Raw genomic sequence first — 21,100 nt, 5'->3', positions numbered from 1 at the left:
CCCTCAGTCCTGTACGACGCCCCAGCGCACCCGCGGCGCCGCCTCGAAGTGCAGCGCGTGCCGTGGCTCCTGGGACGCGCGTCCGAGCACGAACACGTCGGGGCTGCGGTCCAGCACGCCCCCCGAGGGGTCGTCGTCGCCGTCCTTGCGGACCACGTCGCGCTCCGGCAGGAGGATGTCCCGGACCACCACGGCACAGAGGTAGAGCGTGCCGAGCAGGTGCAGGGCGATGGCCAGTTGGTAGCCCTCGGGCGGCAGTCCCTGGTGTTTGTCGCCACTGCCGGTGTAGGCCAGGTACATCCAGATCCCCAGGAAGTACATGACCTCGCACGCCTGCCAGATCAGGAAGTCCCGCCAACGCGGCCGGGCGAGCGCGGCCAGCGGGATCAGCCACAGGACGTACTGCGGCGAGTAGACCTTGTTGGTGAGGACGAACAGCGCCACCACGAGGAAGGCGAGCTGCGCGAAGCGCGGTCGGCGCGGTGCGTAGAGGGTCAGCAGCGCGAGGGCTCCGCAGCCGACGACCATGAGCAGCGACGCGTAGAGGTTGGCGTTCTCCAGGGGGTTGCCGGTCCGCTGCGAGATCAACAGCCAGACCGAGCCGAAGTCGATGGGCCGTTCCTGGCTGAAGGTGTAGAACTTCGCCCAGCCCTCCCTCAGGTGGAAGCCGGAGGCATCGTGGGCGATCATCACCGGCAGGTTCACCACCAGCCAGGACACCACCGTGCCGAGGACGGCCCGCCCGTACGCGCGCCAGGCCCCCGCCCGCCAGCACAGCACCAGCAGCGGGCCCAGCAGCAGGACCGGGTACAGCTTCGCCGCGGTCGCCAGCCCGATCAGGACGCCCGCCGCCAGCGGCCGGCTGCGGGACCACAGCAGCATCCCGGCGGCGGTCAGCGCGACCGCCAGCAGGTCCCAGTTGATGGTGGCGGTGAGGGCGAACGCCGGTGCCAGGGCGACCAGCAGCCCGTCCCACGGACGCCGCCGGTGGGTGCGGGCCACGCAGACCGCGATGACCGCGGCGCAGACCATCAGCATGCCGGCGTTGGCCAGCCAGTAGATCTGCTCCCGGTCCTGGATCGTGCCGCCGTGCGGCGTCATCCAGGAGGCAACCTCCATGAAGAGCCCGGTCAGCACCGGGTACTCCAGGTACTGCATGTCACCGGGCAGCTTGTCGAAGTAGGGGATCAGGCCGTCGGCGAAGCCCCGGCCCGAGTAGAGGTGCGGGATGTCCGAGTAGCAGGCGTGCACGTACTGGCTGGTGGCACCGAAGAACCAGCCGCCGTTGTAGCAGGGCAGCTTCTGCACCATGCCGAGCGCGAACATCCCGATGGCGACGAGTGCGACGACCCGCACCGGCGACAGCCAGTGCGCCCCGAGCAAAGCGCGTCGGCCGATCGGCCCGCCGATCAGCTCGCTGCCGGCCGCCGCCACCTCGTCCCGTCGCGTCGGCCGTACGGGCTCGTCCTGTCGCAGGCTCGTCATGGCCCCATCCTGCCGTACCCACCGGGGACGAACGCGACGAAGCCCCCGACCCGGTCGTCCGGGTCGGGGGCTTCGTGGCGCCGTGTTTCACGTGAAACGTCGGCACCGTTTCACGTGAAACGCTCAGTTGTTGTCAGAGCCGGTGGGGCCGCCGAAGATGCCACCTCCGCTGTTGTTCCCACCGCCGGTCGGATCGGGCGATGCCGGCGGCGAACCACCGGTGGCACCACCCGGTCCACCGGGGCCACCGCCGTTGCCGCCGCCGTTGTTCCCCCCGTGGTTCTTGCAACGGACGTCCCACGGAGAACAGGTCTCGGTCGGAGTTGCGGTCGGGGTCTGCGTCGGGGAGGCCGTGTTGCTCGGCTTGTCCGACGGAGTGGGCGTGGGCGTCGGCGTGGGCGTCGGCGTGGGCGTGGGCATACCGGACTCGTTGATGACCTGCCCGATCGACTGGGCCGGCGGGAAGGGCTCCGAGGTGAGCCCGTTCATCGCCTGCAGCATGTACTGCGTCCACACCTCGGTGGGCAGTGCACCACCATGGATCGAGTCGAAGCCACCGACGCCGTTCATGGACAGCTGGCGGGGGTTCTGCGCGTCCTCGCGGAACATGGTGATGGCCGTCGACAGCTGCTTGGTGTAGCCGACGAACCAGGCCGACTTGTTCTCGTCCGTGGTGCCCGTCTTGCCCGCGGCGGGCATCCCCAGCTGCTTGGCCGACTTGCCCGTACCGTTCTGGATCACGTTCTCCAGCACGTCGGTGACGTTGTTGGCGATGTTCGCGTCGATCGCCGTGTGCGGCTTCGGCTTCTCGAAGCCCGGCAGCTCCTTGCCCTCGGAGGTGACCTTGGTGACGGAGTAGGGCTCCGCCTGCGTTCCGGAGGCGGCGAAGGTGGCGTAGGCGTCGGCCATGCGGATCGCGCTCGGCGTCGAGGTGCCCAGCGCGAAGGACGGGTTGAGGTTCCGGTCGAAGCTGGCCGGCGAGATGCCCGCGGCCTGGGCCATGTCCCGCACCTTGTCCATCCCGACGTCCATGCCGAGCTGGACGAACGGGGTGTTGACCGACTGCTCCATCGCCTTCCGCAAGGGGATGTAGCCCCAGGGGTAGTCGCTCTCGTTCACCTGGTAGAAGGGCGTGTTGTCCTTCTTCAGGACGTACGTGCCGTCCGGGTTCCTCACCTTGAGGTGGTCGTCGCCGTTGTACTTGCTCGCCGGCGAGAGCGGCTGACCACTACCGACCTTGCCGTACTTCATCGCCGCGGCGAGGACGAACGGCTTCCAGGTCGAGCCGACCGGCACGCCGTAGGTGTCGGCGTTGTTGCTGAAGTGCCCCTTGTCGTAGCCCTCACCGCCGTACAGGGCCACGATCTTGCCGTCCCCCGGCACCACCGAAGCACCACCGAACTGGACGTACTTGTCCTTTTCGGGCCGCTTCTTCAGGTTGATGTACCGGTCGTTGACCTTCTGCACCGCGGCGGCGAGCGCCTTGGTCTTCTTCTCGTCGAAGGTCGTCTGGATCGTGTAGCCGCCCTTGTCGAAGCGGGCCTCACTGATGTCCGTGTGCTTGAGGACGTACTTCTTGGCGACGTCGATGAGGTAGCCGACCTGGCCGCCCTTGCTGGCCCCCGCCTTGGGCTTCTGCGGCATGGGGAAGCCCTGGGCCTTCCACTTGGCCTCCTCCGCCGACGTCAGGTGGTTGTTCGCCACCATGCGGTCGAGGATCCACGACCAACGCTCCTTGGCGCGGGCGGTGTTCAGCGCGGGGGTGGCGTTCGCCCCGATGCCACCGGCCGGGTCGTACAGGTTCGCGCCCTTGAGCACCGAGGCCAGGAAGGCGGACTCACTGGCGTTCAACTGGGAGGCGTTCTTGCCGTAGTACGCCTGGGCCGCGGCCTGGATCCCGTAGGCACCCCGACCGAAGTAGCTGGTGTTCAGGTAGCCCTGGAGGATCTCGTCCTTCGACTGCTTCCAGCCGACCTTGACCGAGATGAAGAGTTCCTTGAACTTCCGGTCCAGGGTCTGTTCCTGGCTCAGCATGGCGTTCTTCACGTACTGCTGAGTGATGGTCGAGCCGCCCTGGGTGTCGCCGCCCCGCGCCATGTTGAACAGCGCGCGGAGGATGCCCATGGGGTCGACGCCGTGGTCCTTCCGGAACGAGGCGTTCTCGGCGGAAATCACCGCTTCCTGCATGGAAAGCGGGATCTCGCTGATCCCGACCACCTGGCGGTTGGTCTCGCCGTCCCGGGCCATGGTCTTGCCGTTGGCCCAGAGGTAGACGTTGTTCTGCGACCTGGCGGCCTTGTTCTCGTCGGGCACCTGCACCAGTGCGAGGCCGACGCCGGCCACCCCCACGACCAGGCCGGCGACCGCGACGCACATGCTGGCCACCTGTTTCCAGGAGGGCATCCAGCGTCGCCAACCGGTGTGGCGGGCGCGCGGGTAGTCGAGGAAACGCTTTCTGGGCGGCTTGCCCCCGCCCCGACCGCGCCCCCGGCCTCCTTCTCCGCCACCGCCTCCGCCACGGCGGCCGCCGCCGCGACCGGCACCACCGCCGGACGCCATCGCCGCGGGCTCGGATCCCCGCCGACGACTGCCGCGTTGGGCAGCCCGGCGGGCCTCGGCACGTCCGCCCGGCCGCGGCTGCTGCGGCGGCTGAGGCGGCTGAGGCGTGGCCCCGGCACCGGCACCCTGCCCAGGGGCCGCTCGGCGCCCGGAGGATGGTGCGGCGCGTCTGGCAGCAGCACGCCCGCCACCTTGCGGCTGGGGTGCTTTGCGACGGTGCTCGCTCATGGAACGAATACTCCTCGGGCAGGCGCGCTCTCTCGTCGCCTGAAGGCGGTAGTTGTCTTCAGATCCCCCCGAAGCACGACCCGTTCCTGACGCGCGGGCCGCACTACGCCGAGGTCAGGGACGTCACGTATAAGCCCACGGTTCCCGGCAGTCTGCATGCCGCACAGACTACGCACGGCCAAAACCTGCCCAGTGTTGAAATTCACTCCAAAACAGTCAGGTTGGCTCGCACGAATAAGTGATGTGACGCCGTTCACCGTCCGACCACTTGTTCCGCCCAGGGCGCCGTTCTATCGTCTGGATGTATCGAGTCGATACATCAGCACGAGATAAAGACCGCACAGGACCTAGGAGGCGGAGGATGAGCAGGCGTTCGGGCATCCTCGAATTCGCCGTCCTCGGCCTGCTCCGGGAATCCCCGATGCACGGTTACGAGTTGCGGAAGCGGCTCAACACCTCGCTCGGGGTGTTCCGGGCGTTCAGCTATGGCACCCTCTACCCCTGCCTCAAGGCGCTGGTCGCGCACGGCTGGCTGGTGGAGGAAACGGGCGGTGGCCCCGACGGGGTTCCCGCCACGGCGCTCACCGGACGCCGCGCCAAGATCGTCTACCGACTGACCCCGGCGGGCAAGGAGCACTTCGAAGAGCTGCTCAGCCACTCCGGACCGGAGGCCTGGGAGGACGAACACTTCGGTGTCCGCTTCGCATTCTTCGGTCAGACGTCGCGGGACGTGCGGATGCGCGTGCTGGAAGGCCGCCGCAGTCGGCTGGAGGAGCGCCTGGAGAAGATGCGCACCTCCCTGGCCAGGACCCGCGAGCGGCTGGACGACTACACCCTCGAACTGCAGCGGCACGGCATGGAGTCCGTGGAACGCGAAGTGCGGTGGTTGAACGAGCTCATCGAGAGCGAGCGAGCCGGGCGCGATCAGCGCGCTCCGGAGCCCACCGCGCAGGGCGAGAACGACCAGTCAGCAGATACGGGCGGCCTGCCCCGGCACCGGGGTGGTTCCCGGCCGGATCCGTCCGAATGACACCACCACATGAGGCCCTGTCCGACAGGTCCTCATCGAGAACACAGGGAGCAACCGGAATGGGTTCGGTTCGCGTAGCCATCGTCGGCGTGGGCAACTGCGCCGCCTCGCTGGTACAGGGCGTCGAGTACTACAAGGACGCCAACCCGGACGGCCGCGTGCCCGGCCTCATGCACGTGCAGTTCGGCGACTACCACGTCCGCGACGTCGAGTTCGTCGCCGCCTTCGACGTCGACGCCAAGAAGGTCGGCCTGGACCTCTCGGACGCCATCGGCGCCAGCGAGAACAACACCATCAAGATCTGCGACGTGCCGAACGCCGGCGTCCAGGTCCAGCGCGGCCACACCCTCGACGGTCTGGGCAAGTACTACCGCGAGACGATCGAGGAGTCCCCGGAGGCCCCGGTCGACGTCGTCCAGGTCCTGAAGGACAAGCAGGTCGACGTGCTGGTCTGCTACCTCCCCGTCGGCTCCGAGGACGCGGCGAAGTTCTACGCCCAGTGCGCCATCGACGCCAAGGTCGGCTTCGTCAACGCCCTCCCGGTCTTCATCGCCGGCACCAAGGAGTGGGCGGACAAGTTCACCGAGGCCGGCGTGCCGATCGTCGGTGACGACATCAAGTCGCAGGTCGGCGCCACCATCACGCACCGCGTCATGGCCAAGCTGTTCGAGGACCGGGGCGTCATCCTGGACCGCACGATGCAGCTGAACGTCGGCGGCAACATGGACTTCAAGAACATGCTCGAGCGTGACCGCCTGGAGTCCAAGAAGATCTCCAAGACCCAGGCCGTCACCTCCCAGATCCCCGACCGCGATCTGGGCGAGAAGAACGTCCACATCGGCCCGTCCGACTACGTGGCCTGGCTGGACGACCGCAAGTGGGCCTACGTCCGCCTCGAAGGCCGCGCCTTCGGCGACGTCCCGCTGAACCTCGAGTACAAGCTCGAGGTCTGGGACTCCCCGAACTCCGCGGGCGTCATCATCGACGCACTGCGCGCCGCCAAGATCGCGAAGGACCGGGGCATCGGCGGTCCGATCCTCTCCGCTTCCTCGTACTTCATGAAGTCGCCGCCGGTGCAGTACTTCGACGACGAGGCGCGGGAGAACGTCGAGAAGTTCATCCGTGGCGAGGTCGAGCGCTAAACGCCCGCCCCACCCTCCCTCCGCCGGCCTCCGGGTATTCCTCCCGGAGGCCGGCGGCCTGTGTGAGGCTGTGCCTCATGCATGCTGTGCGCGCTCTCCGCGTATTACTCCGGCTACGCGACTTCCGTTCGCTCCTGGCCGCACGGCTCCTCTCCCAAGCCGCCGACGGCGTGTTCCAGGCAGCGCTCGCCACCTTCGTCATCTTCTCGCCCGAGAAGCAGGCGTCCCCCCAGGCGATCGCCTCCGCCATGGCGATCCTGCTGCTGCCGTACTCCCTCCTCGGGCCGTTCACCGGTGTCCTGTTGGACCGTTGGCGCCGACGCCAGGTCCTGCTGTACGGAAACCTGCTGCGCACCGTGCTCGCCGTGCTCACCGGGGCCCTGATCGCGATGCAGGTCCCGGACTGGCTCTTCTACGTCTCCGCCCTGTGCGTGACCGCCGTGAACCGCTTCGTCCTGGCGGGGCTGTCGGCCGCCCTGCCCCGCGTGGTCGACGGCGGAACGCAACTGGTGATGGCCAACTCCCTCGCACCCACGGCCGGCACGCTCGCCATGACGGTCGGCGGCGGACTCGCCTTCGCCATCCGACTGGCCGGTGCGGACCTCGACGGGTTCGTGGTCCTGCTGGCCGCGCTGCTATACCTCTGCTCCGCCCTCACCGCCCTGCGGATGACGCCGCAGCTGCTCGGCCCCGACCCCACTTCCCTGCAACCACACGTCAAGGAAGCCTTGTTGAGCACAGTGCGGGGACTCGCGGAGGGGCTCCGCCATCTCGCCGCACGCCCCACCCCGGCGGGCGCGCTCACCGTGATGACGCTGGTCCGCTTCTGCTACGGCGCGCTGACGGTGATGGTGCTGATGCTGTGTCGGTACGCCTGGTCCGACACCACGTCGGGGGGCCTGGCCCTGCTCGGAGTGACCGTCGCGGTGTCGGGAGCCGGATTCTTCGCGGCCGCGGTGGTCACCCCGTGGGCGGTCGGCCGGTTCACACCCTTCGGCTGGATGGCCTGCTGCGCCGTGGCGGGCGCGGTCCTCACCCCCGCGCTCGGACTGTTCTTCCGCCCGGCGCCCATGCTGGCGGCCGCGTTCGTCCTCGGCCTGGGCACCCAGGGCACCAAGATCACCACCGACACCGTGGTCCAGTCGTCGGTCGACGACGCCTTCCGCGGCCGCATCTTCGCCCTCTACGACGTGCTGTTCAACGTCGCCTTCGTCGGCGCCGCCGCGGTCGCCGCCCTGATGTTGCCGCCGGACGGCCGGTCCGCCGTGCTGATCGTCGTGGTCGCCGCGCTCTACGCCCTGGTCGCCGCGGCGCTGATCCGCTTCGGACGCCGTTGAGCGCGGCTCTCCCCCCAGCGGGAGCGCTCGCCCGTGCGACGCCGTCGCCGGAGCCGGTACGTTACGGGCGTTGATTCACGCGCCCGGACAGCTCACTTCCGGGCACACCAATTTCGGGGGAACTCCCATGACCACGCCGCCGCAGGGGCCCAACCCGTACGGCCAGAACCCCTACGGACACCAGCCGTACGGCCAACCGCCCTACCCGCAGCAGCCTCAGGCCCCGTACGGACCGCCCCCGGGCGGTCAACCGCAGGGCGGGCCGCCGCCGCAGGGCGGGTACGCCTACCCGCAGCCGCCACAGCCTCCTTACGGCCAGCAGCCGCAGCCGGGTTTCCCTCCGGCGCCGCAGCAGCCCTATATGCAGGGCGGGGCGCCCGTTCCACCGCAGAACCCTCGGCCGTCCCGCTCCCCCAAGGCGATCCTGAAGGGGATCGTCGTGGTCGTCGGCCTGATCGTCATCGGAATCGCCTGGGTGAGTTCCTGGGACGACGCCGATACCGCCGAGGTCGGCAACTGCATGAAGAACGAGGGCAACGAGATCAAGCCCGATCTCAAGGTGGTGGACTGCGGCACGGCGGGGGCCACGTACAAGGTGCAGGCCGTCCACCCCGACACCACGGACCTCGGGCTCTGCTCCAAGAACACCACGGCCTACACGGAGACCCAGCGCCACCGCCGCTCCTCCACCACGCGGTTCGTGCTCTGCCTTGAGCCGCTGAAGTAGCACGGGAACGCCGAGGGGCGGTGTTTCATGTGAAACGGCCGGTCAGCTACCGGCATGTTTCACGTGAAACACCGCCCCATCGCACTCCGCCCGGTTTCACGTGAAACATCGTCGGTTTCACGGCCGCGCGCGTCTCGGCACGCTCAGCTCTGAGCGGCCCACCACTCCTTGAGGGTTGCCACCGCGGCCTCGTGGTCCATCGGACCGTGCTCCAGCCGCATCTCCAGCATGTGCTTGTACGCCTTGCCGACCTGCGGGCCAGGACCGATGTCGAGGATCTCCATGATCGCGTTGCCGTCCAGGTCCGGGCGGATCGCGTCCAGCTCCTCCTGGTCCTGAAGCAGCCCGATGCGGTCCTCCAGCCCGTCGTAGGCGCGGGACAGGGCGCCGGCCTTGCGCTTGTTGCGGGTAGTGCAGTCCGAGCGGGTCAGCTTGTGCAGGCGCCCCAGCTGCGGACCGGCGTCCCGGACGTAGCGACGCACCGCAGAGTCCGTCCACTCTCCGGTGCCGTATCCGTGGAAGCGCAGGTGCAGCTCCACCAGCCGCGCGACGTCCTTGATCATGTCGTTGGAGTACTTCAGGCCAGTCATGCGCTTCTTGGTCATCTTCGCTCCGACCACCTCGTGGTGGTGGAAGGAGACCCGACCGTCCTTCTCGAAGCGCCGCGTCCTGGGCTTGCCGATGTCGTGCAGCAGCGCCGCCAGCCGCAGCACCAGATCGGGACCGTCGTCCTCCAGGTCGATGGCCTGTTCCAGCACGGTCAGCGAGTGCTCGTAGACGTCCTTGTGACGGTGGTGCTCGTCACTCTCCAGGCGCAGCGCCGGCAGCTCGGGCAGCACCCGGTCGGCAATCCCGGAGTCGACCAGCAGGCGCAGCCCCTTGCGCGGGTTCGGAGCCAGGATGAGCTTGTTCAGCTCGTCACGGACCCGCTCCGCGGAGACGATCTCGATGCGCTCCGCCATCGAGGTCATCGCCTCGACGACCTCGGGCGCCACCTCGAAGTCCAGCTGGGCGGCGAAGCGCGCCGCCCGCATCATCCGCAGCGGGTCGTCGGAGAACGACTCCTGCGGCGTCCCCGGCGTCCGCAGCACGCGGGCCGCGAGGTCCTCCAGACCGTCGTGCGGGTCGACGAACTCCTTCTGCGGGAGCAGCACCGCCATCGCGTTGACCGTGAAGTCCCGACGGACCAGGTCGTCCTCGATCGAGTCGCCGTACGACACCTCCGGCTTGCGCGAGGTGCGGTCGTACGCCTCGGAGCGGTAGGTGGTGATCTCGATGTCGAACGAGTTCTTCTTGCAGCCGACGGTGCCGAAGGCGATGCCGACCTCCCAGACCGCGTCCGCCCACGGCCGGACGATCTTCAGCACGTCCTCCGGCCGGGCGTCCGTGGTGAAGTCCAGGTCGTTGCCGAGCCGGCCGAGCAGCGCGTCCCGGACCGATCCGCCGACCAGGGCAAGCGTGAAACCGGCCTCCTGGAAGCGGCGGGCCAGGTCGTCCGCGACGGGGGACACCCTCAGCAGTTCGCTCACGGCGCGGCGCTGCACGTGGTTCAGCGCGTCCGTCTGCTGCGGGGTCCGCTCGGGCTGCGGGGTGGGGAAGTCATCGTTGGCGTTCGGCACAACAGAAAAGGGTACGTGGCCGCGCGGCAGGCGGCGTCACGTTGATAAAGGGGACAAGCGCACACGGATTCCCGGAGTAGTGATCATGTGGCGCAGTCCGCGGCACTACGGCGCGCCGGGCCTCGTTACCATTCGTGGACGCACAATCCGACGACCACTGATCACGACGAGGGACGGGCGAGCGCGTGGCCGATGCGGCAGGGTTCCAGGCGACTGAACGGCCGCGTGGCCGGTGGCTGCGAAGGACCGTGACGCTGCTCACCGGAGTGCCCCTGCTCGTGGCATCACTGCAGCTCCCGCAGGCGGCCACGGCGCGGGCCGACTCGGCCGGCTCCCACCCGGTCAGTGTCACGATCAACGCGATGTCCCCGGCCGCGCCCGGCAAGGACGACACGGTCACCGTCTCCGGCACGCTGACCAACGACAGCAAGAACCCGATCACCGGCGCCCACGTCGGGCTGCACCGCGGGGCCGCGCTGAACGACCGCAGTTCGATCGAGGCTGTGACCAAGCGCACCGGGTACCTGCCGGCAGCCGACGGCGCGGAGATCGCCGAACACACCGAGAAGGTCGACCGGCTGGACCCGGGCGCCAGCCGCACCTTCACCGTGAACGTCCCGGTCAAGGACCTCGGCCTCAACGACGACGGCGTCTACCCGCTCGGGGTCACCCTGTCCGGGCACACGTCGAACTCGTCGTACGACCAGGTGCTCGGCATCGACCGGACCTTCCTGCCCTGGCAGGACGCCGCCCCGGCGAAGAAGACCCAGCTCACCTACCTGTGGCCGCTGATCTCCACCACCCACCTGACGGCCGAGACCGGCGCGGACGCCCAGCAGACGCCGGTGTTCCGCAACGACGACCTCGCGGCGGAGATCGCCCCGGGCGGCCGGCTGCAGAAGATGATCGAGCTCGGCAAGAACCTCCGGGTGACCTTCGTCATCGATCCGGACCTGCTCGCGTCCGTCGAAGCGATGACCAAGACGTACCGCGTGCACGGCCCGGACGGCCCGATGGGCAAGAACCAGGCCGTCGCCATGCAGTGGCTCAACGATCTCGAGAACGCCGTGAAGGGGCACGAGGTCGTTGCCCTGCCGTTCGGCGACCCGGACCTGGCCTCGCTCGCGCACCACGGCAAGAGCGTGCCCAGTGCGCTCGGCCACCTCGGTCCGGCCACCGAACTCGCCTCGAAGACGGTCGACACCATCCTGGGCGTGAAGCCGCGCACCGACTTCACCTGGCCGGTGAACGGCGCCATCGACTCCTCGATCGTCGACGTCGCCACGTCGGCCGGTGCCCACAACGTCATCACCCGCAGCGACAGCCTGCGGGACGAGAGCCTCTCCTACACCCCGACGGCCGCCCGGCCCATCGGCGGCGGCAACACCGCCATCGTCGCCGACACCCAGCTCTCCCGGGCCTTCGAAGGCGACATGTCGAAGTCCGGGAACGCCAGCCTGGCGATCCAGGAGTTCCTCGCCGAGGCCCAGATGATCGGCCTGGAGAACCCGGAGCAGCAGCGCAGCGTCGTCGTCGCGCCGCAGCGCATGCCCTCGGCGCCCCAGGCCCAGGCGATGGCCAGCGCGCTGCGGAACCTGGAGCAGGCCAACTGGGTCCAGCCGACGAAGCTCGGTGACGCGGCCAAGGCCAAGCCCGACCCGCACGCCAACCGCCAGATCCCCAGCCGCTCCGCCTACCCGTCCTTCCTGCGGCGGGAGGAACTCCCCATCGAGGCGTTCCAGCAGATCGAGGACACCCAGACCGCGCTGGACGACTTCCAGGTGGTCCTGGCCCAGCCGGAGCGCGTGGTCACCCCCTTCGGCAACGCCATAATGCGGGAGATGTCCACGTCGTGGCGGGGCGACGACAAGGGGGCCGCGGCGTTCCGCACCTCGGTCCGCGGCTACCTCGACGGCCTGACCAAGAAGGTCCGCCTGATCCCGAAGTCGGAGGCGACGCTCTCCGGGCGCAGCGCCACGATCCCGGTGACGGTCCAGAACAACCTCCTCCAGGGCGTCCAGGGCCTGACCCTGCGGCTGACCTCGTCGCAGCCCAACCGTCTGGACGTGGGCAAGAGCCAGCAGATCAAGGTGGACGGCGGCCACAGCCAGTCGTTCAAGTTCGAGACCACCGCGAACGCCAACGGTCTGGCCTGGGTGACCGCACAGCTCTACACCGCGGACGGCAAGCCCTACGGTGAGCCGATGACGTTCCGCGTGAACGTCACCGAGATCACCGCCACTGTGATGCTCGTCATCGCCGGCGGTGTCCTCCTGCTGGTGCTCGCCGGCGTGCGGATCTACCTCCAGCGCAAGCGGGCGGCGGCCGAGGAGACCGACGACGAGGAAAACGGCGAGGACAACGGCGGTTCCGCCGCCGACGAGAAGGACGGCGACGACGGCGGCACCGGCGGCGACGCCCCCGGGCAGCCGGGTGAGCCCACGCCGGACACCGGTTCGGAGAAGTCCGGGCCGTCCGACTCAGGTGAGAAAGTGGACCGTTGATAGACGACGGGGCCGGATGGCCGGCGACGGATGAGGTGGGGCAGCGATGAATGCGCCGTATGACGGTGACCGCGGCCGGGGCGCCCACGGCGATCCCTCGGGGGCGGTCCCTCCGACGCCACCGCCCCCTGCGGATCAAGAGCAGTACGCCCAGGACCCGTACGCGCAGAACCCCTACCGCAACGATCCGTACACGTCGCCCGCCCCTACGGGCCAGGGTCCGACCGCCGAGCCGGGCTACGGCCAGGCCGCGCCCCCGCCGCCCCCGGGACACCCCGCACACCCCCTGTACCAGCAGCCGCCCGGCCCCCAGCAGTGGCCGGCGCCCGCACCGGCGGGACCCCAGGCCCCGACCCAGGACCTTTCGTACGGCGATCCCGACGCGACGATGCAGTTCGCCGGCGGTGACGCGCTGACGGCCCACGGGACCGACGAGCAGCCCGAGCGGGACGCGTTCGCCCACCTCTTCCGGGACCAGCAACAGCCCTACCAACCGCCGCACCCTGCGCCGGCCACCGGGGCCCCGGTGGCCCCACAAGGGCCGCAGGCCCCACAGGCGCCGGTGGCGCCGATGGCGTCCCCCACCGGCCCGGAGCCGGTGGCGCAGCAGCTCACCGAGGAGCCCGAGCCGGAGCCCGCCCCCGTGGCGGCGGCCGGCAAGCAGTCCGGGGGCCGCGCCTCCGGACTGCTGAAGTCCAGCGCGGTGATGGCCGCCGGCACGATGGTGTCCCGGCTCACCGGCTTCGTCCGCTCGGCGCTGATCGTCGCCGCGCTCGGCGGCGCGGTGCTCGGTGACTCCTGGCAGGTCGCCTACCAGCTGCCGACGATGATCTTCATCTTGACCATCGGTGGCGGCCTGAACTCCGTCTTCGTCCCGCAGCTCGTCCGCGCGATGAAGGAGGACGAAGACGGCGGCGAGGCGTACGCCAACCGGCTGCTCACCTTGGTCGTCGTCGTCCTGGGCGTCCTGACCGTACTGGCGGTGTTCGCCGCGCCACTGTTGGTCAAGCTGGTCTCGTTCGACATCTCCAGGGATCCAGCCGCCAACGAGGTCGCGGTCGCCTTCACCCGCTACTGCGTGCCCACGATCTTCTTCATGGGCCTGCACGTCGTCATGGGGCAGATCCTCAACGCCCGCGGCCGCTTCGGCGCGATGATGTGGACCCCGGTCCTCAACAACATCGTCATGATCGCCACCTTCGGCCTGTTCATCTGGGTCTACGGCACGGCGAAGACCAGCCACATCGGCGTCACCACCATCCCCGACGAGGGCATCCGCCTGCTCGGCATCGGCACGCTCCTCGGCCTGGTGGTCCAGGCGCTGGCGATGATCCCGTACCTGCGGGACGCCGACTTCAAGCTGCGGCTGCGGTTCGACTGGCGCGGCCACGGCCTGGGCAAGGCCGCCAAGCTCGCGAAGTGGACGGTGCTGTTCGTCCTCGCCAACCAGGCCGGCGTCCTGGTCGTCACCCAGCTCTCCACCTGGGCCGGAAACACCGCGGACCGGCAGGGCCACCCGGGCACCGGCTTCATCTCCTACGCCAGCGCCCAGCTGATCTGGAACATGCCGCAGGCGATCATCACCGTCTCCGTCATGGCGGCGCTGCTGCCCCGGCTCGCGCGCTCCGCCCACGACGGCGACACCGGCGCCGTCCGGGATGACATCTCCCAGGGCCTGCGGACCTCGGCCGTGGCGATCGTCCCGATCTCGTTCGGTTTCCTCGCACTCGGCATCCCGCTATGCACGCTGGTCTACGGCTCGTCCGGCGCCGGCATCCCGATGGGCTACATGCTGATGGCCTTCGGCGTGGGCCTGATCCCGTTCTCGGTGCAGTACGTCGTCCTGCGCGCCTTCTACGCGTACGAGGACACCCGCACCCCCTTCTACAACACGGTGATCGTCGCCGGCGTCAACGCCGCGGCCTCCGCGCTCTGCTTCCTGCTCCTGCCCGCCCGCTGGGCCGTGATCGGCATGGCGGCGTCCTACGGGCTGGCGTACGTCATCGGCGTCGGGGTGGCCTGGCGCCGGCTGAGCAAGCGGATGGACGGCGACCTGGACACCGCGCACGTGGTGCGGACCTACGCGCGGCTGGCCGGCGCCAGCATTCCCGCCACGATCGTTTCCGGCGCCCTGGTGTACGTCCTGATGCAGGCACTCGGCACCGGACTCGTCGGATCACTCGCCGCCCTCATCGGCGGCGCCGCCGCACTTCTGGCCGTCTTCTACCTCGCCGCCCGAAAAATGCGGATCGAGGAGCTGAACGCCCTGGTCGGCATGGTCAGATCCAAGCTCGGACGCTGACCGCGCACAACCATCGGCTGCCACCGTGTGTCGTGCATAGTGGCGGACTGTGGGCACAATTGTCTTGGCTCATTGAGCCTGCAACGGATGGGGAGGCAGGAACGACGGTGGCGGAACGGAGCACGGCTGCCGTCGACGTGGCCGACACGAGCGGCGAAGAGCCGCTGACCGCCAAGGCGGGTCAGGCCACGGACGACGGTGCGGAGGCCGAGAAGGTATCCAGCACGGAAACGGACACTGCAGGCGCCGGCGACAAGGGTGCCGAAGCGACCGACTCCAAGCCACCCGAACTCCACAGCGGCCACAAACTCGCCAGACGCTACCGCCTCGAGGAGTGCGTCACCCGTCTGGACGGATTCAGCAGCTGGCGCGCCGTGGACGAGAAGCTCCGCCGGGCAGTGGGCGTGCACGTCCTGCCCGCGGACCACCCCAGGGCCCGTCCGGTGCTCTCGGCCGCCCGGGCCTCCGCCCTCCTCGGCGACCCCCGCTTCGTCCAGGTCCTCGACGCCGTCGAGGACAACGACCTGGTCTACGTCGTCCACGAGTGGCTGCCGGACGCCACCGAGCTGGCCACGGTCCTCGCCAACGGGCCGCTCGAACCGCACGACGCGTACCAGCTCGTCAGCCAGGTCTCGCAGGCGATGGCCGCCGCCCACCGCGAGGGCCTGTCCCACCTGCGCCTCACCCCCAGCTCGGTGCTGCGCACGGAGTCCGGGCAGTACCGCATCCGCGGCCTGGCCGTCATGGCGGCGCTGCGCGGCATCTCCTGCGAGCACCCGCAGCGCACGGACACCGAGGCGATCGGCGCGCTGCTCTACGCCGCCCTCACCCAACGCTGGCCCTACGAGAACGACGCCTACGGCCTGACCGGCCTGCCCAAGGGCGTCGGTCTGATCGCACCCGACCAGGTGCGCGCGGGCGTGCACCGGGGGCTGTCCGAGCTCGCCATGCGGGCCCTGGTCAACGACGGGGCCACCGCATCCCGCCAGGAGCCGGCGTGCACCACACCGGACGAGCTGGCCAAGGCGGTCGCCGCGATGCCGCGCATCCGTCCGCCGGAGACCGCGTTCTCGACTCCGCCGCCGTACCAGCGCACGGGCTACCAGCAGGGTTCCTACGGCCAGCCGCGAGGCCACAACGGTCAGTCGGTGCAAGCGACGCAGCCCGTCGCACCGCCGCCGCCCCCGCTGCAGAGCCGCACCGGCAAGGCGCTGAAGTGGTCGGTGTCCGCGCTCCTGATCGCCGCACTGGGCCTGGGCAGCTGGCAGCTGGCGGACACCCTGCTGAAGCGGGAGAACGACCAGGACGGTCCGGGGAACTCCCAGACCGCCGGCGGCGGGACGAAGCCCGACGGCAAGGCCATCAAGATCGTGGACGGCGCCGAGTACTACCCGGACGGGCAGCCGCAACACCCCGACGAGGCGCGGGACACCTACGACAGGGACCCCTCGACCTACTGGCGCAGCAAGAGCTACCGCGAGGGCCCCGATCTGAACCCGGCCTTCAAGAAGGGCGTCGGGCTGGTCTACGACCTCGGCTCGAAGCAGCAGATAAGCACCGCGTCCATCGGGCTGCACTACACCGGTGACCACACGACGGTGACGCTCTACGCGGCCGATTCCCTCTCACCGTCCGAACCGCTGAGTTCCATGCAGGAGCTCGGTACGGCCAAGACGTCGGGAGGCACGGCCAAGGTCACGCTCAAGACCCCCGCGAAGACGCGCTACGTCGTCGTGTGGATCACGGCGATGCCCTATTCGCCGCAGGACACCTACAGCGGCGCCGGCTACAAGCAGGGCGTGACCGAGGTGTCCTTCACCAGCTGAGCACGCACACCGTCCGAGGGGCGTGGACACGGCAGTCGACCGGCCGCGAGGCCGCACCGACCTCCGTGTCCACGCCCCTCTGCACACGTAGATCATCTCCACTCGCCGAGGTGTCTCTCCCAGCATTTACATTCGTCACCGGGCGGGCTTCAATGGGACCGAGATCAGGCAGCTACGGCCGGGGGGCCCGTGTCCACCGACAGTGACGAGGCTTCGACACCAACCGACGCTGATCTCCTTGCGCTGCACGTGAAAGGTGACCCCGACGCGTTCGGGGAGATCGTCCGGCGCCACCGCGACCGGCTGTGGGCCGTCGCCTTACGAACCCTCGGTGATCGCGAAGAGGCGGCTGATGCCGTCCAGGACGCGCTCGTCTCCGCCTATCGCGCCGCACACTCCTTCCGCGGTCAGTCCGCCGTGACGACCTGGCTTCATCGCATCACCGTCAACGCCTGCCTCGACCGGGCCCGCAAGGCGGCCTCGCGCCGCACCTCGCCGGTCGCCGAAACAGAGCGTCTGGAACAGCTCCTCGAGCCCGAAGAGTCCGCGGCGCTCCCGGCGGAACGGGAGGACCTCCACCGCGAACTCCTCGTCGCGCTGCGCACCCTCCCCGAAGAGCAGCGTGCCGCGCTCGTGCTCGTCGACATGCAGGGATATTCCGTCGCGGAGACCGCCGAGATCCTTGGTGTACCGACCGGAACGGTGAAAAGCCGCTGCTCACGAGGCCGAGCCCGGCTACTGCCCTTGGTCACCCATCTGCGCGGCGACGGCGGGGGTAACAATCCCGCGGCCGGGGGAAGGAACCGGGCGCAGGGGCCATCCGTCCCACCGACGGCAGGACCGAAGGGCACAGATGCCGTGAAGGGCGGAGGTGGGCGAGCGTGACGTCGACAACCGGCGCGGGCGAGCACCCGGAGGTCTCCGAGATCTCCGATCTCACAGACGGCTTGCTCTCCCCCTCACACACCGCGGATCTGCAGGACCACCTCGCTGGCTGCGCACTGTGCGAAGACGTACGTGCCTCCCTGGACGAGATCCGAGGACTCCTCGGCACACTCCCCGGTCCGACACGGATGCCGGCCGATGTCGCTGAGCGCATCGATGCCGCCCTCGCCGCCGAGGCACTCCTGGATGCCGTCACCTCCGAGGGCGAGCCTCTTGTTTCACGTGAAACATCGCCGCTCCATGCTTCCGTTTCACGTGAAACATCGACCGACCCCGTGCTGGTTTCACGTGAAACATCGACCGCAGCTGCCCCTGTTTCACGTGAAACCAGCGGGCAGGCATCTGCCCGGACCGCCGCGTCCGCACCACCGGGCAGGCGAGCCCGCGGTGCTTCCGGACCCGGCCGCCAAACGCCAGGGCGCCGTACGTCTCGCTCCCGACGCTGGCCACGGGTTCTGCTCGGCTCGGCGGCCGCAGCTGCGGTGCTCAGCGTCGGTGGGCTGCTGATCCAGAGCGGCGGCAGCGGCGGCGGCGTTCAAGCCACCAGGCAGGACAGCTCCTCCTCAGCCCACGGAGAATCCCCTTCGGGACTGACTGCCGCGACGCTCGGGACGGACGTCCACAAGCTGCTTGCCACGAAGAAGGCTCAGCAAACGCCGGAGATCGGCACCCGCAGTTCTCCCGCGACGCCATTGCGAGGCGAGGCGGACACCGCTCCGTCGTGTGTACGCCAGGGCATCGGGCGCCCCGAGCAGCCGCTGGCCTCCACGCGCGGCGTCTATGAGGGCAAGGACGCGTTCCTGGTGGTGCTGCCGCATCCCTCCGACCCGAAGAGCGTGTCCGCCTACGTCGTCACTGCTTCCTGTATCTCCAGCAGCCCGCCGGCTCCGGGGAAGGTCCTGCTGACCCACTCGTATCGACGAGACTGAACGCCGGCACGTGCGCTGTGGCACGCCGGGAATGCTCGCCCCTTAGGATCCGTTGGGTGGGGTGAGAGTTCCGAGACCCCAGCAAGCCGTCGGCAGAGACAAGGAAGACACCCGTGAGCGACGTCCGCAACGTGATCATCATCGGCTCCGGGCCCGCGGGCTATACCGCAGCGCTCTACACCGCCCGCGCGTCCCTGAAGCCGCTCGTCTTCGAAGGCGCCGTCACCGCCGGCGGCGCACTGATGAACACCACCGACGTGGAGAACTTCCCCGGCTTCCGCGACGGCATCATGGGTCCGGATCTGATGGACAACATGCGCGCCCAGGCCGAACGCTTCGGCGCCGAGCTGGTGCCGGACGACATCGTCTCGGTCGACCTCGCCGAGGAGATCAAGACCGTCACCGACACCATGGGCAAGGTCCACCGCGCCAAGGCGGTCATCATCGCCACGGGCTCCCAGCACCGCAAGCTCGGCCTTCCGCGCGAGGACGAGCTGTCCGGCCGTGGCGTCTCCTGGTGCGCGACCTGCGACGGGTTCTTCTTCAAGGACCAGGACATCGCCGTGATCGGCGGTGGCGACACCGCGATGGAGGAGGCCACCTTCCTCTCGCGCTTTGCCAAGTCCGTCACGGTCGTCCACCGCCGCGACGCGCTGCGGGCGAGCAAGGCCATGCAGGAGCGTGCCTTCGCCGACCCGAAGATCAAGTTCGTGTGGGACAGCGAGGTCGCCGAGGTCCAGGGCGAGAACAAGCTCTCCGGCCTGACGCTGCGCAACATCAAGACCGGCGAGACCTCCGAGCTTCCGGTCACCGGCCTCTTCATCGCGATCGGCCACGACCCGCGTACCGAGCTCTTCAAGGGCCAGCTGAACCTCGACGACGAGGGCTACCTCAAGGTCGATGCGCCCAGCACCCGCACGAACCTCGCCGGCGTCTTCGCGGCCGGCGATGTCGTCGACCACACCTACCGCCAGGCGATCACCGCTGCTGGCACGGGCTGCTCCTCGGCCCTCGACGCCGAGCGGTTCCTCGTGGCGCTCTCCGACGGTGAGGCCACGGCCGAGCCGGAGAAGACCGCTTCCGCCTGACCCGCGCACCACACAGCTTTTCCCATCACCCACCCAGTAAGGAGATTGCCATGGCCGGCGCCACGGTGACCGTCACGGACGCCAACTTCGAAGAGGTCGTCCTCAAGAGCGACAAGCCTGTCCTCGTGGACTTCTGGGCCACCTGGTGCGGCCCGTGCCGCCAGATTGCCCCGTCTCTGGAGGCCATTGCCGCCGAGCACGACGAGATCGTCATCGCCAAGCTCAACACCGACGAGAACCCGGCCACCACCGCCAAGTACGGCGTCATGTCGATCCCGACCATGAGCGTCTACCAGGGCGGCGAGGTCGTGAAGACCATCGTCGGCGCCAAGCCGAAGGCCGCCATCGAGCGCGACCTGGCGGACTTCCTCGCCTGAGGCACGACGTCACGTTTCACGTGAAACAGGCCCGCCCCTTCATGGGGGCGGGCCTGTTTCACGTGAAACACCTGCCGATGTTTCACGTGAAACATCGCTGCGGCGGACTACAACGGTCGGAGCGCTGGCTCCTTCTGCACGGCTCCGAGTAGACGGTCCAGGGCAAGCTCCACGTCTTCCTTCCACGAGATCGTGGTGCGTAGCTCGAGCCGCAATCGCGGAAAGCGGGGATGCGGGCGCACGGTCTTGAAGCCCACGGCCAGGAGATGATCAGCGGGCAGTACACACGCCGGCTCGGTCCAGCCGGCATCACCGAACGCTTCGATCGCTTTGAAGCCCCGCTGGATGAGGTCCTTGGCCACCGTCTGGACCATCACCCGCCCCAGCCCCTGCCCCTGGTAGCCAGGAGTCAGCCACGCCGTCAGCAACTGCACGGCATCCGGCGACACCGGGCTGGTGGGGAAGGCCGTGGAGCGCGGGACGTAAGCCGGCGGGGCGTACATGACGAACCCAGCCGGCACATCGTCGACGTAGACAACGCGCCCGCAGGATCCCCACTCCAGCAGCACCGCCGAGATCCAGGCTTCCTTCTCCAGCTCTGGACGTCCCGCCTTTACCGCGGCCTCGCCGCTGACGGGGTCGAGCTCCCAGAAGATGCAGGAGCGACAGCGCTTGGGGAGATCTGGAAGGTTGTCCAGCGTGAGCGGTACGAGCCGACGGCCCATGGAACCAGGTCCTCGCTTCCCTCGCCTGCCGCACCGCGCAGCGCTGTCAGCGTCGCCTGCTCCTTGAGCAGACCACCAACGAACCCTCCGAGGGCTGCGAGGCCGAACCCCGCCACCAGCAGTCCGGTGCGGCTCACTGATCGCATGGCCCTCTCCTCGATGTGAGGTCTCTCCACGTGGATGCGTGCCATACCCGATCGCATCGTATCCACCCTTTAAGGGCGCGGGTACTGCCAGAAAGCAAAGGGCGAGCCGTGTTCCGGTATCAGTTTCCGGA

The 21,100-nt window shown here is 69.0% G+C and carries 15 protein-coding genes; 11 read left to right on the top strand and 4 right to left on the bottom strand.

Annotation, left to right across the window (positions count from 1 at the left end; genetic code table 11):
- Positions 1–3 precede the first annotated feature (3 nt).
- Both ABD385_RS10690 and ABD385_RS10685 read right to left on the bottom strand, forming a co-directional pair.
- A complete protein-coding gene (locus tag ABD385_RS10690) occupies positions 4–1,485 on the bottom strand; it encodes a glycosyltransferase family 87 protein (protein WP_344574872.1) in 1,482 nt (493 codons plus the stop codon).
- 123 nt (positions 1,486–1,608) lie between these two features.
- A complete protein-coding gene (locus ABD385_RS10685) occupies positions 1,609–4,272 on the bottom strand; it encodes a transglycosylase domain-containing protein (RefSeq protein ID WP_425585381.1) in 2,664 nt (887 codons plus the stop codon).
- Between the two features lie 361 nt (positions 4,273–4,633).
- Between ABD385_RS10685 and ABD385_RS10680 the strand changes: the two genes are divergently transcribed.
- From ABD385_RS10680 to ABD385_RS10665, 4 genes are all read left to right on the top strand, one after another.
- Positions 4,634–5,302: a PadR family transcriptional regulator gene (locus tag ABD385_RS10680; protein ID WP_344574870.1), complete on the top strand. Its 669-nt coding sequence runs from the start codon at positions 4,634–4,636 to the stop codon at positions 5,300–5,302.
- 59 nt (positions 5,303–5,361) lie between these two features.
- Positions 5,362–6,444: an inositol-3-phosphate synthase gene (locus tag ABD385_RS10675; RefSeq protein WP_344574869.1), complete on the top strand. Its 1,083-nt coding sequence runs from the start codon at positions 5,362–5,364 to the stop codon at positions 6,442–6,444.
- Between the two features lie 77 nt (positions 6,445–6,521).
- Complete coding sequence (locus ABD385_RS10670; protein ID WP_344574868.1) at positions 6,522–7,781, top strand: MFS transporter; 1,260 nt, start codon at positions 6,522–6,524, stop codon at positions 7,779–7,781.
- A gap of 127 nt (positions 7,782–7,908) precedes the next feature.
- Positions 7,909–8,508, top strand: coding sequence for an LppU/SCO3897 family protein (locus ABD385_RS10665; protein WP_344574867.1), 600 nt, complete (start codon positions 7,909–7,911; stop codon positions 8,506–8,508).
- Positions 8,509–8,651: 143 nt separating this feature from the next.
- On the opposite strand, the gene ABD385_RS10660 is transcribed toward ABD385_RS10665, so the two are convergent.
- Entirely contained in the window at positions 8,652–10,127 is a 1,476-nt protein-coding gene (locus ABD385_RS10660; protein WP_344574866.1) for a CCA tRNA nucleotidyltransferase, read from the bottom strand.
- A gap of 248 nt (positions 10,128–10,375) precedes the next feature.
- On the opposite strand from ABD385_RS10660, the gene ABD385_RS10655 reads away from it, so the two are divergent.
- The 7 genes from ABD385_RS10655 (at position 10,376) to trxA (ending at position 20,098) form a co-directional block, all read left to right on the top strand.
- Positions 10,376–12,631: a DUF6049 family protein gene (locus ABD385_RS10655; protein ID WP_344574865.1), complete on the top strand. Its 2,256-nt coding sequence runs from the start codon at positions 10,376–10,378 to the stop codon at positions 12,629–12,631.
- A 46-nt stretch (positions 12,632–12,677) separates the two neighbouring features.
- Positions 12,678–14,933, top strand: coding sequence for a murein biosynthesis integral membrane protein MurJ (gene murJ / locus ABD385_RS10650; protein WP_344574864.1), 2,256 nt, complete (start codon positions 12,678–12,680; stop codon positions 14,931–14,933).
- 107 nt (positions 14,934–15,040) lie between these two features.
- The gene (locus tag ABD385_RS10645; RefSeq protein ID WP_344574862.1) at positions 15,041–16,759 is read left to right on the top strand and encodes a protein kinase family protein; all 1,719 of its coding nucleotides are present in this window, start codon (positions 15,041–15,043) and stop codon (positions 16,757–16,759) included.
- 189 nt (positions 16,760–16,948) lie between these two features.
- Positions 16,949–17,644, top strand: a complete 696-nt coding sequence (gene sigM / locus ABD385_RS10640) for an RNA polymerase sigma factor SigM (protein WP_344574861.1) — start codon at positions 16,949–16,951, stop codon at positions 17,642–17,644.
- Positions 17,641–18,633, top strand: a complete 993-nt coding sequence (locus ABD385_RS10635; protein ID WP_344574859.1) for an anti-sigma factor — start codon at positions 17,641–17,643, stop codon at positions 18,631–18,633. The genes sigM and ABD385_RS10635 overlap by 4 nt, the downstream gene beginning before the upstream one ends.
- A gap of 113 nt (positions 18,634–18,746) precedes the next feature.
- The gene (gene trxB, locus ABD385_RS10630; protein ID WP_344574858.1) at positions 18,747–19,721 is read left to right on the top strand and encodes a thioredoxin-disulfide reductase; all 975 of its coding nucleotides are present in this window, start codon (positions 18,747–18,749) and stop codon (positions 19,719–19,721) included.
- A 50-nt stretch (positions 19,722–19,771) separates the two neighbouring features.
- Positions 19,772–20,098 (top strand): thioredoxin, encoded by a 327-nt coding sequence (trxA, locus tag ABD385_RS10625; RefSeq protein ID WP_344574857.1) that lies wholly within the window; start codon positions 19,772–19,774, stop codon positions 20,096–20,098.
- Positions 20,099–20,205: 107 nt separating this feature from the next.
- On the opposite strand, the gene ABD385_RS10620 is transcribed toward trxA, so the two are convergent.
- Positions 20,206–20,823: a GNAT family N-acetyltransferase gene (locus ABD385_RS10620; protein ID WP_344574856.1), complete on the bottom strand. Its 618-nt coding sequence runs from the start codon at positions 20,821–20,823 to the stop codon at positions 20,206–20,208.
- Positions 20,824–21,100: the final 277 nt, after the last annotated feature.

Origin of the sequence: Streptomyces lunalinharesii, assembly GCF_039532155.1 — a bacterium.
Taxonomy (GTDB): domain Bacteria; phylum Actinomycetota; class Actinomycetes; order Streptomycetales; family Streptomycetaceae; genus Streptomyces; species Streptomyces lunalinharesii.
The sequence above is the reverse complement of the archived record's forward strand: the minus strand, read 5'-3'. Positions and strand labels throughout refer to the sequence as shown.